Origin of the sequence: Anaerotignum sp., assembly GCF_017483025.1 — a bacterium.
Classification (GTDB): Bacteria; Bacillota; Clostridia; order Lachnospirales; family Anaerotignaceae; genus Anaerotignum_A.
The window spans coordinates 1-14,152 of sequence record NZ_JAFUMA010000123.1; the positions used below are offsets into that span (position 1 = coordinate 1).

Genomic DNA, 14,152 nt, shown 5'->3' on the forward strand with positions numbered 1-14,152 from the left:
AGGCAAGTGCTTGTATCGGCTGCGGCGCATGTGAAAAGAGATGCCCTTACAATCTGCCCATCAGAGAAATGCTGAAGGATGCAGCAGCAAAATTTGGTGAATGATTGAAAAATGATTGCGACAAGGAAAGGGGCGTCGTGATATGAAGAAATTTCTTGCTCTTTTTATGACTTTCTGCATGGGGATGAGTACCGTTGCTTTTGCGGCAACGCCTTCCATTACGAAAATCAATGCAGGGGAATATCGTAGCTATGCAGTCCTTTCTGATGGTAGCCTCTATACCTGGGGTTATGGGGAGCAGTATGATACGCTCGCTGCAGAATTTCATGTTGGTTCCTGGAGCAACAGACCTGTAAAAACAGACAGCGGTATCCTTGCAGCGGGGGATGACCAGTACAGAGCAAAAGTACATTGGAAAATTAAGACAGATGGCAGTTACTGGGAGGATTCTGAATACTGGAGTGCACCCAGAAAACTGCTCGGTAATGCTGTTGCAGCAGAAAACGGATTTGTTCTTCTTTCTGATGGAACTTTATGGTACGCCGGCGATGATGAAGTTGAAAAAGTGGCTTCCAATGTGAAGGATTTTTCCATATATCTTCCCAGTTCGTATGCGATTTTGAAACAGGATGGCAGCGTATGGATTTACGATAAATATGTTGATAATCCTTTTGGTATCAAGGCGGCGAAGGGTGTATTGACGAAATTTATGGATGGCGCTATTGATGTAGACATAGGGCAAGTAAACCTGTATGTACTGAAAAAAGATGGCAGCCTGTGGGGCTGGGGCGATAATATGTATGGTCAGCTTGGAAAGGGATATGCGAGTGCGTATAATGAGCCAAATGACTATACAGGTTATCGGATGATGGATGATGTGGTTTCTGTAGAAGCACCAAGTGTAGAAGTTTTTGCCATCAAAGAAGACGGCAGCCTCTGGGCGTGGGGTGACGGCGGTAATGGTACATTAGGTGTCGGATTAAAGGGTAGCATCTCTTACAGCGAAAGTTTTCGTTTTTACACAGGTAAGGTGCCTTCTCCCACAAAGGTGATGGATGATGTGGCAGCAGTCAGCACCAATGGCCATACACTGATTCTGAAAAAAGACGGTACACTTTGGGCGTGTGGCGACAATGCAGGCTTTGCTGTCGGTGACGGCGCGAAACTGGAACTGAGACAATGGGGCGACCACAGTCAGGACAGACTGGAACCTGTGAAAATTTCTCTGGGTATTACAACAGGAAAATATACAGAACCCTCTAAATTTGTTGATGTGAAAACAGGCGCGTATTATTTTGAGCCTGTGGACTGGGCGGTGGAAAAGAATATCACCAGCGGCACCAGCAGCAATACATTCTCGCCCGACCAGACTTGCACAAGAGGTCAGATCATTACTTTCCTGTGGCGTGCAGCAGGTTCTCCTGCGCCCAAGGGCGGCGTGACTTTTGGTGATGTAGATCAGAATATGTACTACGCCAAAGCCATCGCATGGGCGGCAGAAAAGGGCATGGCCGATGGCATGAGATTTGAGCCAGATGCACCTTGCACCAGAGAAATGGCAGTAGAATTCATGTGGAAATATGCAGGCAGTCCCGATGCTGTTCAGGCGGATTTCAATGATGTGACTTCTGAAGCTGTAGACTGGGCGGTAGCAGAAGGTATTACCAGCGGTACAAGCAATACCACATTTTCTCCTGACCAGACCTGCACTAGAGGACAGATCGTGACATTCCTCTACAGAGGTTTTGGCAAATAATAAAATGCAGACAAAAAGAAATCCCGAAGGAATTTTCCTTCGGGATTATTTTTATTGGATTTTACGGATTAAACACGAGCTACGCCCAGAGTTACTTTTTCACCGTTGATGTTCCATTCTTTGCTCAGTTCGCCGCCTACGCCAGCAACAACTTCTTCAGCCAGAACGTCTGCTTTGATGTCATTTGCAGCCAGGATTTCTGCGATCTTCGCATTGCCGTCGTGGTAAACTTTGATACGGTCTGTTACGTTGAAGTCAGCTTCTTTACGCATTGTCTGGATCTTGGAAACGATTTCGCGAACGAAGCCTTCTTCTACCAGTTCATCTGTCAGGTTTGTATCCAGAACAACTGTCAGGTTGTTATCGCCGGAGGATACGAAGCCGCCTTTTTCTGCTGTATCGATCAGCACGTCGTCCATTTCCAGAATAACTTCGCTGCCGTCTACTGTGAAGACTGCTTTGCCGTTTGCTTTCAGTTCAGCCATGAATGCGGAACCGTCAACTTCTTTCAGGTAAGCACCGATTGCGGGTACCAGTTTGCCGTATTTTTTACCCAGTGTTCTCAGCTGAGGCTTGAATGTGTATGTTGTGAATGCTTCTACGTCATCTGTAAAGGAAACTGCTTTTACGTTCAGTTCTTCTTTGATGATTTCCAGATATTCTTCAGGCAGTGTCTGTTCTGCTTTCACATACATCATAGCCAGAGGCTGTCTGTTCTTCATTGCGCTTGCGTTACGAGCTGCACGGCCTTCAACAACTACTTTCAGTACGAAGTCCATGTTAGCTTCCAGGTTCACATCTACCCATTCTTCATGGTATGCGGGCCAGTCGCACAGGTGAACGGATTCAGGCGCATTTGCGTCTACTTTCTTCACCAGGTTGCCATAGATTTCTTCTGTGATGAAAGGTGTGAAAGGAGCAGCCAGTTTTACCATTGTTTCCAGAACTGTGTACAGAGTCATGTAAGCATTGATCTTATCCTGTTCCATGCCTGCTGCCCAGAAACGTTCACGGCTTCTTCTTACATACCAGTTGGACAGGTCGTCCAGGAAATCTACCATAGCACGAGCGGGTTCTGTCAATTTGTAGCCATCCAGACATTCGTCAACGAATTTATTCAGTGTCTGCAGCTTGGACAGGATCCATTTATCCATGGGAGCCAGTTTATCATATTCCAGTTTGTACTGTGTGGGATCGAATTTGTCGATATTTGCATACAGGATATAGAATGCGTATGTGTTCCACAGAGTACCCATGAATTTTCTCTGCATTTCGGATACTGCTTCGTCATAGTAACGAGAAGGCAGCCAAGGAGCGGAGTTTGCATAGAAGTACCAGCGAACTGCGTCAGCACCCTGTTTGTTCAGTGCATCCCAGGGATTAACAACGTTGCCTTTGTGTTTGGACATCTTCTGACCGTCTTTATCCTGAACATGGCCCAGAACGATACAATTCTTGAAGGGTGCGCAGTCGAAGATCAGTGTGGAAACTGCCAGCAGTGTGTAGAACCAGCCGCGAGTCTGGTCAACAGCTTCGGAGATGAAGTCTGCAGGGAAGTTTTCGTCGAAGATTTCCTTGTTTTCAAAAGGATAGTGCCACTGTGCGAAAGGCATTGCACCGCTGTCGAACCAGCAGTCGATAACTTCGGGAACGCGTGTCATCAGCTTGCCGCACTGAGGGCATGTGATGTGAACTGCGTCGATGAAGGGTTTGTGCAGTTCGATGTTTTCGGGGCAGTCGGGAGACATTTCCTTCAGTTCAGCGATGGAACCGATGGTATGTCTGTGACCGCATTCACATTCCCAGATGGGCAGTGGTGTACCCCAGTATCTTTCACGGGACAGACCCCAGTCGATAACGTTTTCCAGGAAGTTGCCGAAACGGCCTTCTTTGATGTTATCGGGATACCAGTTGATGGTTCTGTTATTTGCTACCAGTCTGTCACGCAGTTTTGTCATTTCGATGAACCATGTGCTTCTTGCGTAATACAGCAGAGGTGTGTCACATCTCCAGCAGAAAGGATAGTTATGTTCGAAGGGCAGAGCCGCGAACAGGGAACCGTTTTCTTCCATATATTTCAGAACTACGGGGTCAGCATCTTTTACGAACAGGCCTTCGAAAGGACCAGCCAGTTTGTTCAGGTGACCGTTTGTGTCTACATTCTGGTAGAATGTTACGCCATATTTTTTACATACACGGTAGTCGTCTTCACCGTATGCATATGCTGTATGAACGATACCTGTACCGTCTGTCAGTGTTACGTAGTCATCGCATGTTACGAAGTAGCCCTTGAAATCATCGCCCTGGGGCTGGAAGGAGAACAGGGGTTCATACTTCACGTATTCCAGGTCGCCGCCCTTCATTCTTTCTACAACTTCGTAGTTGCCTTCGCCCAGAACGGAATCCATCAGAGCTTCTGCCATGATTACATAATAATCCTGATATTTTGCTTTTGCGTAAACTTCTTTTGCGTTTACAGACAGGATGATGTTGGAGGGCAGTGTCCAGGGGGTTGTTGTCCAAGCCAGGAAGTATGTGTTATCTGTGCCTTCCATTTTGAATTTTGCGATAGCAGATGTTTCTTTTACATCTTTATATCCCTGTGCAACTTCGTGGGAGGACAGTGCTGTACCACAGCGAGGGCAGTAGGGAACTACCTTGTGGCCTTTGTACAGCAGGCCTTTGTCCCAGATCTGTTTCAGTGCCCACCATTCGGATTCGATATATTCGTTATGATATGTTACATAGGGATCATCCATATCAGCCCAGAAACCAACACGGTCACTCATGGAACGCCATTCTTTTTCGTATGTCCATACGCTTTCCTTACATTTGCCGATGAAAGGTTCTACGCCGTAGCCTTCGATCTGGTCTTTGCCGTCCAGGCCCAGTGTTTTTTCTACTTCCAGTTCAACGGGCAGGCCGTGGGTATCCCAGCCGGCTTTTCTCAGAACGCGGTAGCCCTTCATTGTTTTGTAACGGGGTACCAGGTCTTTTACGGCACGAGTGATGATGTGGCCGATATGGGGTTTGCCGTTGGCTGTGGGAGGGCCATCGTAGAATGTGAATACGGGAGCGCCTTCTCTTGCTTTGATACTTTTACCAAAGATATCATTGTCTTTCCACCACTGTTCAACAGCGACTTCTCTTTCGACGAAGTTCATGTTATTGGGGACTTTGTCGTACATTTGAATTCCTCCTTAAAATAGTGATATTTTTCTAAGATTGGCATTTCTTTTGTAGCTTGCTTCGTTTTGTCTTTTGTATGTCTTTTTCTTTCGTATATATGATGGTGCGGTCTTTCCGCTTTTTTGCTGTAAAAAAAGAAAAACCCCTTCATCCACACAGGACGAACGGGTTCGCGGTACCACCTGATTTGACGGCATAGATTTACCGTCCAACTCAACACATCACCATCATGATGTTTTCCCTTAACGCGGGCCACGGCAGAGTCTACTGAGCGAAACTGTTCGGTCTGCCACTCCGGAGTGATTTTCTGTATCTTCCCTGACGTCGGGTTCCCACCTTTTCCCGGCTCTCTGGGCCCAGGCTGAGGATACATACTGTCTCCATCACAGTGTTTTCCATATAATTACCAGACCATTATACCTTCTGGAAAATGGGTTGTAAAGCCTTTTTTGGGCAAAAAGAAAAGTATGTTGTATGCATGTGGACTGTATACAAAAGGCGCCTCTTTTCGGAAATATTTGGAAAAATCGGAGCAAAAAAACGACGATTTTGGCAGAATATGTAAATTCTGGTGTAAAGTCACCCCAAAAAGTTTGATTTTCTTGTAAAAAGTATGTATAATGAACCAAACATACTTTTTGCGGAATATTATTTTTTTGACAGGATGTGTTCAAAAAGTATACCCACATCACCCTGTCGACCCAGAAAAGGAGACTTTAAAATGAAAGGCAGAGACTTTGCACTGCTGACAGACTTATATGAGCTGACCATGATGCAGGGCTACTATGAAACCGGCGCACATAACAGACAGGTGGTATTCGACCTGTTTTACAGAAAGAATCCCAGCGGGAACGGCTATGCCATCGCTGCAGGCCTGCAGCAGGCCATCGAATATCTGGATGGACTGCACTTTACCGCAGAAGACATCGCATATCTGGAAAGCCTGGGTATTTTCTCTGAAGGCTTTATCGGCTATTTGAAGGATTTCCGCTTCACAGGGGAAGTGTATGCTATCCCTGAAGGGACAGTGGTATTTCCCCACGAACCCCTGATGCGTATCAAAGCGCCCATCATCGAAGCACAGCTGATCGAAACAGCACTGCTGAATATCATCAACCACCAGAGCCTGATCGCTACAAAGGCTTCTCGCGTGGTGCATGCAGCCCAGGGCGACCCCGTTCTGGAATTTGGCCTGCGTCGTGCCCAGGGGCCCGATGCCGGTACATTGGGTGCAAGAGCGGCTGTCATCGGCGGCTGCGTGGCAACCAGCAATGTGCTGACAGGCAAGCTGTATGATGTTCCTGTAAAAGGCACCCATGCCCACAGCTGGGTCATGAGCTTCCCTGATGAACTGACAGCCTTCCGTACTTATGGCGAACTGTTCCCCGATGCAGCTATTTTCCTGGTAGACACATACAATACACTGAAGAGTGGTGTACCTCACGCAATTCAGGTATTTGACGAAATGAAAGCAAAAGGCACTCTGCCCGAAAAAGGCTATGGCATCCGTCTGGACAGCGGCGACCTGGCATATCTTTCCAAACGCGCAAGACAGATGCTGGATGAAGCCGGCTATCCCAATGCTATCATCTCTGCTTCCAGCGATCTGGATGAAAACCTGATCACCAGCTTGAAGCTGCAGGGCTCCACCATCAGCCTGTGGGGCGTTGGCACAAAGCTGATCACATCCGATGACTGTCCTGCTTTTGGCGGCGTTTATAAGCTGGCTGCGGAGCAGAATGAAGAAGGCGATTTCGAACCTAAGATCAAACTGTCCAACAACGTGGAAAAAGTAACGAACCCTGGCATCAAGAAGATCGTTCGTATCTATGATAAAGCAACAGGCAAGATCAAAGCCGATCTGCTGGCTCTGGAAGAAGAAGTATTCACAGAGGATATGGATCTGCATATCTATGATACCAATGCAAAATGGAAGAGCATGCGGCTGCCCGCAGGCACATACAGCCTGAGAGAACTGCTGGTTCCTGTTTTTGTAGATGGCAAGCTGATTTATGAATGTCCTGAAACCATGGATATTCAGGCATACTGCAACCAGGAAAAGGATACTCTGTGGGATGAACAGAAACGTCTGAAAAACCCCGATATCGTTCCTGTGGACCTGTCCGATAAGCTGAGCGCAATGAAGCTGAAACTGATCGAGGCAGCAACAGCGCTGTAAGCGCCAACTCGAAATCAGGATTTCGAGCTGGGGACAGATGAAGAATAGATCTATGCCTGCGGGCAGGCGATAGCCTATTCTCCTAGGCGAAAAGCGCGGTTTCCGCCTGCGGATTCCGTTTAGAAAACTTTCCTATTAGAATGCCCAACAGCCCTGACGAAAGTCAGGGCTGTTTTTATGTCAAAACGTATATTTATTGATATCCTCCATGGTCACGCCGGGGTGAAGGGCGATATTGATGCTGTTGGCAATGATATTCGCCAGGCGGTCTACCACGGCATCCACTTCTTTTGGGGTGACGAACATATTCCCTGTATAGGGACCTAAAATTTCGGTGATCATCTGATATTTTTCCTCCTGCTCCAGGGAATGGAGGGCCTGATAAAATTCGGAGCCTTTTTCCGTCTGCTGTATCATTTCCCCTAAGATCCTGTCCATGGTATCGTTGACGAGGGTAGCGGCATCGACAACCGTGGGCACGCCGATGGCGATGACGGGGATACCCAGAGTCTCTTCATCCAGCATCATCCGCCGATTGCCTACCCCTGCGCCAGGGGCAACGCCTGTATCGCTCATCTGGATGGCGGCGTTGATGCGCTTGGAATGACGGGCGGCAAGGGCGTCGATGGCGATAAGAAGGGAAGGACGCAATTTTTCCACGATGCCTTTGATAATTTCTCCTGTTTCGATGCCCGTAATGCCCATGACACCGGGGCTGATGGCGGCGACGGGACGCACCGCTGCATTTATTTCTTCGGGCAGAGAGCCCTGCAGATGGCGGGTCACTAAAATTTTGGAAACGACCTTTGGGCCAAGGGCATCAGGGGTGATGTTCCAGTTGCCCAGGCCTGCCACCAGGATGCAGTCATCTTTTTTCAGCTTTACCAGAGAGCGGATATTTTCTGCCAGAAGGGCAATGAGCTTTTCGTGGCATTCCACATCATTTTCCTTTAGCTTTTCCGATTCCAGTGTGATATAATTGCCCATAGGTTTGCCCATGCGCTGGCTGCCTCCATCGGAAAGGATGCGGACGTGGGTCAGGGAATAGTCCTCCTGTTCCTCCGTTTCCACCTCCACGCCCTCCAGCTCATCGGCTTCGGCGGCGTCGGATTGGGCCAGTTCCCGGGCTTCAATGGCAAGGTCTGTGCGGACGGAAAAGGCGATTTCGACGGATTTTTCTTTTTCTTGCTTCATTTTTTCACAGCCTTTCTGTTTTTTGATTATTTTTTTCGTAGTTTTGAAAAGTATTCATTGACTTATTGCGATTCATAAGGTAAAATATATCTGTTGAGTTAACCACGGGGTGCTCGAGAGAGTGTGAAAAAGGCCCCAAACCGTGTCGGAGGGAGAAGCCCTCAAGGTGGTTAATAGTAAGAAAGAAGAGCGATATTCCCCAAATATCGACGAGAGAAAACCACATTAAAAGTATTTTAGGAGGAAATTACATTGGCTAATATCAAATCTGCTAAGAAAAGAATCAAAGTAATCAACAAAAAAACACTGAGAAACAAAATGATCAAATCTCAGGTTAAAACAGCTATGAAGAAAGTAATCGTTGCTGTAAACGCTGGCGATAAAGAAGCAGCTGCAGTAGCTCTGAAAGGCGCTGTATCCGCAATCGACAGAGCATACATCAAAGGCATCTACCACAAAAACGCAGTGGCTAGAAAAAAATCCAGCCTGACAAGACTGGTTAACAGCCTGTAATCTGGTACAACGAAAAGTAAGGGACATCCGAACGGATGTCCTTTTTTCTTTTCTGTGGAAAACAGATACATTTTGTGGTAAAATATAAATGTAGAAGTGCGTAAAAATACTCCGAAAGGAGGTTTGTGTATGAATTTTGTAGATATCATCATCAAGAAAAGAGATGGCAGAAAACTGACCAACGAAGAGCTCTCCTTTTTTGTAAAAGGTGTGACGGACGGCTCTCTGCCCGATTATCAAATTTCTTCCTTATTGATGGCGATTTTATTGCGTGGCATGGATGCGGAAGAAACGGCGCACCTGACTATGGAAATGGCCCATTCCGGTGGCATGTTCGACCTGTCCTCCGTGGAGGGCTTCAAGGTAGATAAGCACAGCACCGGCGGTGTGGCGGATACGACCACGTTAGTTCTGGCACCTTTGGTGGCATCCGTGGGCGTTCCTGTGGTGAAAATGAGCGGCCGTGGTCTTGGCTTTTCCGGCGGCACCATCGACAAACTGGAATCCATCCCCGGTTTCCGGGTGGATGTGACGGAGGAAGAAGCCCTCAGATATGGTAGGAAAAGCGGCATTGTTCTGATGAGCCAGACGGATGACCTGACCCCTGCGGATAAGAAGCTTTACGCTTTAAGAGACGTAACCGGGACAGTAGATAGCATTCCCCTCATTGCGGCCAGCATCATGTCCAAGAAGATTGCGGCGGGTGCTAATGGCATCGTGTTGGATGTCAAATGCGGCAGCGGCGCTTTTATGAAAGACTTGGAAAGCGCAGAAAAACTGGCGACCACCATGGCGGATATGGGCAGACATGTAGGCCGAAAGGTAACAGCCGTCATCAGCGGCATGGATCAGCCTTTAGGCATGTATATCGGCAACAGCCTGGAAGTGATGGAAGCCATGGAAGTGCTGAAAGGCAACGTTGGCGGCGATTTATTAGAAGTTTCCCTGACCTTGGGGGCGAATATGCTCCTTTTGGCAGGTAAAGCAAATACAGAAGAAGAAGGCAAGGCCCTTTTGCTGGAAAACATCAGAAACGGCAAAGGTCTGGCGAAGTTCAAAGAACTGCTGGCGCAGCAGGGCGGCGATGTGAATATTATCGAAAATTACGATTTGCTGCCACTGTCGAAAGCAAAGCTGGAAGTGAAGGCGGAAAAGAACGGCTTCATTACCCATATGGACACAGCCATGATCGGCAGAGCATCTCAGGAAACGGGCGCAGGCCGTATGTTCAAGGGACAGCCCTTGGATTTCGGCGCAGGCATCATTATGAAAAAACGATTGGGTGATGCAATTGCAACTGACGAGACACTGGCCATCGTGTATAGTGAAAGTGAGGAAAAATGCCGTTCTGCGGCGGCTTTCCTGCAAAAAGCAATTACCATTGGAACAGAACAGGCGACGGAACTGCCGCCTTTGATTTGGAAAATTATCAAACAGGAGGACTGAGCATATGAAAAGAGCAATCATTATCGTGCTGGACAGCGTTGGTATCGGTGAACTGCCCGATGCGGCGGATTTCGGCGATGTTGGCAGCAACACACTGGTAAACATCAAAAAGGCAAGACCCGAAACAAGCCTGCCCAATATGGCTGCGCTGGGTCTGGGCAATATCCAGGGCGAAGATATCCATCTGCTGGGCAAGGTAGACGCACCCAAGGGCTGCTATTGCAAGATGGGCGAAATGTCTATCGGTAAGGATACCACTACAGGCCATTGGGAAATCGCCGGCATCATCACAAAAAATCCTTTCCCCACATACACAGAAACAGGCTTCCCTAAAGAAGTGATGGACGCTTTCGAAGCAGCCATCGGCACAAAAACACTGGGCAACTATTCTGCATCCGGCACAGAAATCATCAAAGAACTGGGCCCTGAACATGTAAAAACAGGCTACCCTATCGTTTATACATCTGCAGACAGCGTATTCCAGATCGCTGCTCACGAAGAAGTCATTCCTCTGGAAAGACTGTACGAAATTTGCGGTATCGCAAGAAAGATCCTGACAGGCGAACATGGTGTGGCTCGTGTCATCGCGCGTCCCTTCGTTGGCAGTGAAGCAGAAGGCTATACTCGCACAAAGAACAGAAAAGACTTCTCTCTGGAACCTACAGGAACAACAATTCTGGATCTGGCAAAGGAAAAAGGCATGGAAGTGGTTGCCATTGGTAAAATCGAAGATATCTTCGAACACCGCGGCATGACTCGTGCAGACCATACCACAAACAACGCAGATGGTATCGAAAAGACCATCCAGTACATGAAGGAAGAATTCGAAGGCATCCTGTTCACAAATCTGGTAGATACAGATATGGTTTACGGTCATAGAAATGACGTGGAAGGCTACGCCGGTGCCCTGGAATATTTCGACAGCAAGCTGCCCGAAATCATGGCACAGCTGAAGGATGAAGATATCCTGATCGTAACAGCTGACCATGGCTGCGATCCTACTACACCCAGCACAGACCATTCCCGTGAATATGTTCCCGTGCTGATCTGCGGTAAGAACGTAAAAGAAGGTGTGGACCTGGGCGTAAGAAAAGCATTTACTGATCTGGGTCAGACCGTTGCGGATTATCTGGGTCTGGATGCGAAATTTGAAGCAGAAAGTTTCCTGCAGGATATCCTGAAATAAGGATAGAATATCGTTTTTTAGCCATACTGTTCCTAGAAAGGGAGTGGTATGCGGTGAAAAAGTATAAATGCAATACCTGCGACTATATTTATGATGAAGCAAAGGGCGAACCAAGAAACGGCATTCAGGAAATGACGGAATGGCAGGATCTGCCTGCGGATTATGTCTGCCCTATCTGCGGTGTCAATAAAGAAGCTTTTGCGCTGGTTGAAGCAACAACGACGATCAAAGCATAAGAAAAGCCTTGGGGAAGAGAATCTCCAAGGCTTTCTTTCATGGTCGGTACAGCGAGAAAAAATTCTTGTGTGCCCTCCTGACAAGGGGAAATTTTTGGAGTACAATCAGAAAAAACAAAAGAAAAGAGGGGGAGAATGATGGGAAAAATTATGATCAGACCTGTCACGGAAGCGGATGCGGAAGAACTGCTTTCCATCTATGCGCCTTATGTGACGGATACAGTAGTGACGTATGAATATGATGTACCCTCCGTGGAGGAATTTCGCGGACGTATCAAAAATACATTGAAAGCATATCCTTATTTTGTAGCGGTGGAGGATGGAAGCATTATCGGTTATGCCTACGCCTCTGCTTTCCACCCTAGAAGAGCCTATATCTGGTCTGCAGAAGCAACGGTCTATCTGAAAATGGACGAGCGGGGAAGGGGGGTTGGGAGAATGCTTTACCATGCGCTGGAGGAAGCGTTGCAGAAGCAGAACGTGCTGAACGTGAACGCCTGCATTGCCTATCCCAATCCCCACAGCATTGCTTTCCATGAAACTATGGGCTATCATCAGGCGGGAAAATTCACCGATTGTGCCTATAAACTGGGGCAGTGGTTGGGGATGGTCTGGATGGAAAAATCCTTTGGGGAACATTCTGACCCTCCTGCAGAGTTTATTCCCTATCCTGAAATTGAAAAAGAATAGGGGAACAAATCCTTAAGATTTTCGTCTTATCAGTATCTAAGTCCTGTTTGCCGGTGGGAATTGTTGCATATTGGGGGTTTTTGTAGTATAATCATAAGATAGAAAACTATGTATATCAGTGAATATAAGGAGATCATATATGGAAGAAACAGTAATCGTAATTATGCTGAAGGATGCGGAAACAGGTTTTCTGGAAAAGGAACTGGGGGCGTATTCCGTTTCTGAAAACGGCGAGCTGATTTTCAATATTTATGCAGAAGGCGAAGAAAAGAAAGTAACAATGCGCCTGACCTGCGACAGAGAACTGCAGGATTGGGAATACGATGCGGTATATGATTATTATGATACAGAAACCGTGGGCGCGCTGGTGGATTCCATCGAGGAAGAAGATGGTCATTACGACCCCGTTTGGGTGGTAACATTCCCCTTTGCAGAAGAACAGGACGTGATGGAAGAAAAACTGACAGCCATCCTGGGTGCCCACAAGGAAGAACTGCTTTCTGTTTATGAAGCGATCAAAGATAAAGAGGATGATTATCGTGAGGAATAAAAGATGGCGCATCCTCAGCCTTCTTTTGGCATTTTGCATGTTTTTGACCAGCGGCTGTGATTTCGGCGGCACGGAACAGGCATCCAATACTCCTGCCCAGGAGGAAAAGGATGATGGGCGTACCACGGAAATCATCGTGCCCGGCGGAAAAGAAGATGCCGCCGAAGAGGATGAGGAAAAGAAAGACGAAGAAAAAGACGAGAAGAAGGATTCCAAAAAGCAGACCCAGAGCAAGCCTTTCTGGCAGAGCGAAACTTCGAAGCATTATGAAAACCTGACTGCAGTCGCAGCAGCGGCGCAGCAGGATTATAAGCTGAACGGCGCAAAGCGCGGCTGGATGAGCAAAAACGGTAAGCTTTACGGCTATTATGATGGCTGTTACATAACGCCTGCCATGCTGGTAAAGGAAGGCTATCTGCAGAATGGTCTGGATACAACGGGTTATGAGATCCTGCTGATCGAAGGCAGCGATCTGGCCAAATATGACGGGGCAAGTGTGCCCTCTGGCAGCAATAGCTTTTGTGTATTTGCGGCAGTGAAGCAGAGCGGGAAATATCTGCTGGCTTCTGCCAATGGCAAAGCAGGGCAGATATCCCAGGCAGAGTACACATCCCTTTTGGCGAATTATAACCAGAGCCACGGTACAGCAGGGCGTTTGTCCTCTGCATCTGCGGAGTATGGCCGTATTTTGAATTATATTTGCCTGTATGAAGGCAGATTTGAAGATTTCTATGTGAGGGAAATCAGAAAAGATAATAAATATGCGGTGGTCGTATTCTCCAATATAGCCAATACGGCAAATATCAAACAGTATATCCTGAAAAATGACAACGGCTTCTGGGAGGTCGTCTATCCCAATGTGCAGATGGACGCATACCCCATCCATGCCATCAATAAACTGGTTCCTGATTTTAACGTGGGCCTTCTGCCCAATTATAACCTGGCGGCATGGAGAAACTATGTGAAAGCGGAGCAGGGCGGCGCAGTGGCGGCTATGTTCAGCAATTACTATATCACCAGCAAGAGCCAGATCAAATATCAGTGTGCCACAGCGAACTGCGCATATTTCCGCCTGACGGATGGCTCCCGTTATGTGGCATATTCCAACGGCGAATATTGGACAGCGGCGCCTGTTTCCTCTGATATTGCGGCGAAGAACTATTTCATGGAACGGACAGGGGTGGACTACAGCTTCATCATTCTGGACGACTAA

General features: G+C 47.5%; 12 protein-coding genes and 1 other annotated feature. Of the genes, 10 read left to right on the forward strand and 2 right to left on the reverse strand.

Going from position 1 to position 14,152, the window contains the following annotated elements; translation table 11 throughout:
* Together IJ369_RS10930 and IJ369_RS10340 are read left to right on the forward strand one after the other, a co-directional pair.
* A partial coding sequence (locus IJ369_RS10930; RefSeq protein WP_290718783.1) for a 4Fe-4S binding protein occupies positions 1–104 on the forward strand: 104 nt, incomplete at its 5' end.
* Between the two features lie 38 nt (positions 105–142).
* Entirely contained in the window at positions 143–1,756 is a 1,614-nt protein-coding gene (locus IJ369_RS10340) for an S-layer homology domain-containing protein (protein WP_290718764.1), read from the forward strand.
* Between the two features lie 68 nt (positions 1,757–1,824).
* Here the strand turns inward: IJ369_RS10340 and ileS are convergent, their stop codons facing one another.
* Positions 1,825–4,944: an isoleucine--tRNA ligase gene (gene ileS / locus IJ369_RS10345; RefSeq protein WP_290718766.1), complete on the reverse strand. Its 3,120-nt coding sequence runs from the start codon at positions 4,942–4,944 to the stop codon at positions 1,825–1,827.
* Between the two features lie 154 nt (positions 4,945–5,098).
* Positions 5,099–5,341 (reverse strand) — a binding site (T-box leader).
* A gap of 325 nt (positions 5,342–5,666) precedes the next feature.
* Here ileS and IJ369_RS10350 point away from each other — a divergent pair.
* On the forward strand, positions 5,667–7,124 hold the full coding sequence (locus tag IJ369_RS10350) for a nicotinate phosphoribosyltransferase (RefSeq protein ID WP_290718767.1): 1,458 nt from the start codon (positions 5,667–5,669) through the stop codon (positions 7,122–7,124).
* Positions 7,125–7,304: 180 nt separating this feature from the next.
* On the opposite strand, the gene gpr is transcribed toward IJ369_RS10350, so the two are convergent.
* Entirely contained in the window at positions 7,305–8,318 is a 1,014-nt protein-coding gene (gene gpr / locus IJ369_RS10355; protein ID WP_290718769.1) for a GPR endopeptidase, read from the reverse strand.
* Positions 8,319–8,570: 252 nt separating this feature from the next.
* Here gpr and rpsT point away from each other — a divergent pair, with 252 nt between their 5' ends.
* The 7 genes from rpsT (at position 8,571) to IJ369_RS10390 (ending at position 14,152) form a co-directional block, all read left to right on the forward strand.
* On the forward strand, positions 8,571–8,831 hold the full coding sequence (gene rpsT / locus IJ369_RS10360) for a 30S ribosomal protein S20 (RefSeq protein ID WP_290718771.1): 261 nt from the start codon (positions 8,571–8,573) through the stop codon (positions 8,829–8,831).
* Between the two features lie 129 nt (positions 8,832–8,960).
* Positions 8,961–10,277 carry a thymidine phosphorylase gene (locus tag IJ369_RS10365; protein WP_290718773.1) on the forward strand — a complete coding sequence of 439 codons (1,317 nt, stop codon included), beginning with the start codon at positions 8,961–8,963 and terminating at the stop codon, positions 10,275–10,277.
* Positions 10,278–10,281: 4 nt separating this feature from the next.
* The gene (locus IJ369_RS10370; RefSeq protein WP_290718775.1) at positions 10,282–11,463 is read left to right on the forward strand and encodes a phosphopentomutase; all 1,182 of its coding nucleotides are present in this window, start codon (positions 10,282–10,284) and stop codon (positions 11,461–11,463) included.
* 53 nt (positions 11,464–11,516) lie between these two features.
* Complete coding sequence (locus IJ369_RS10375; protein ID WP_290718777.1) at positions 11,517–11,699, forward strand: rubredoxin; 183 nt, start codon at positions 11,517–11,519, stop codon at positions 11,697–11,699.
* A gap of 135 nt (positions 11,700–11,834) precedes the next feature.
* Entirely contained in the window at positions 11,835–12,389 is a 555-nt protein-coding gene (locus IJ369_RS10380; protein ID WP_330613000.1) for a GNAT family N-acetyltransferase, read from the forward strand.
* Positions 12,390–12,528: 139 nt separating this feature from the next.
* Positions 12,529–12,939: a DUF6762 family protein gene (locus IJ369_RS10385; RefSeq protein ID WP_290718779.1), complete on the forward strand. Its 411-nt coding sequence runs from the start codon at positions 12,529–12,531 to the stop codon at positions 12,937–12,939.
* A complete protein-coding gene (locus IJ369_RS10390) occupies positions 12,929–14,152 on the forward strand; it encodes a hypothetical protein (RefSeq protein WP_290718781.1) in 1,224 nt (407 codons plus the stop codon). Before IJ369_RS10385 ends, IJ369_RS10390 begins: the two co-directional genes overlap by 11 nt.

What these genes read in the sequence shown, in the direction of transcription:
- IJ369_RS10380 (WP_330613000.1), top strand. Translation starts at nt 11,835, where the DNA reads ATGATGGGAAAAATTATGATCAGACCTGTCACGGAAGCGGATGCGGAA.
- IJ369_RS10340 (WP_290718764.1), top strand. Translation starts at nt 143, where the DNA reads ATGAAGAAATTTCTTGCTCTTTTTATGACTTTCTGCATGGGGATGAGT.
- gpr (WP_290718769.1), bottom strand. Translation starts at nt 8,318, where the DNA reads ATGAAGCAAGAAAAAGAAAAATCCGTCGAAATCGCCTTTTCCGTCCGC.
- ileS (WP_290718766.1), bottom strand. Translation starts at nt 4,944, where the DNA reads ATGTACGACAAAGTCCCCAATAACATGAACTTCGTCGAAAGAGAAGTC.
- IJ369_RS10385 (WP_290718779.1), top strand. Translation starts at nt 12,529, where the DNA reads ATGGAAGAAACAGTAATCGTAATTATGCTGAAGGATGCGGAAACAGGT.
- IJ369_RS10365 (WP_290718773.1), top strand. Translation starts at nt 8,961, where the DNA reads ATGAATTTTGTAGATATCATCATCAAGAAAAGAGATGGCAGAAAACTG.
- IJ369_RS10370 (WP_290718775.1), top strand. Translation starts at nt 10,282, where the DNA reads ATGAAAAGAGCAATCATTATCGTGCTGGACAGCGTTGGTATCGGTGAA.
- IJ369_RS10350 (WP_290718767.1), top strand. Translation starts at nt 5,667, where the DNA reads ATGAAAGGCAGAGACTTTGCACTGCTGACAGACTTATATGAGCTGACC.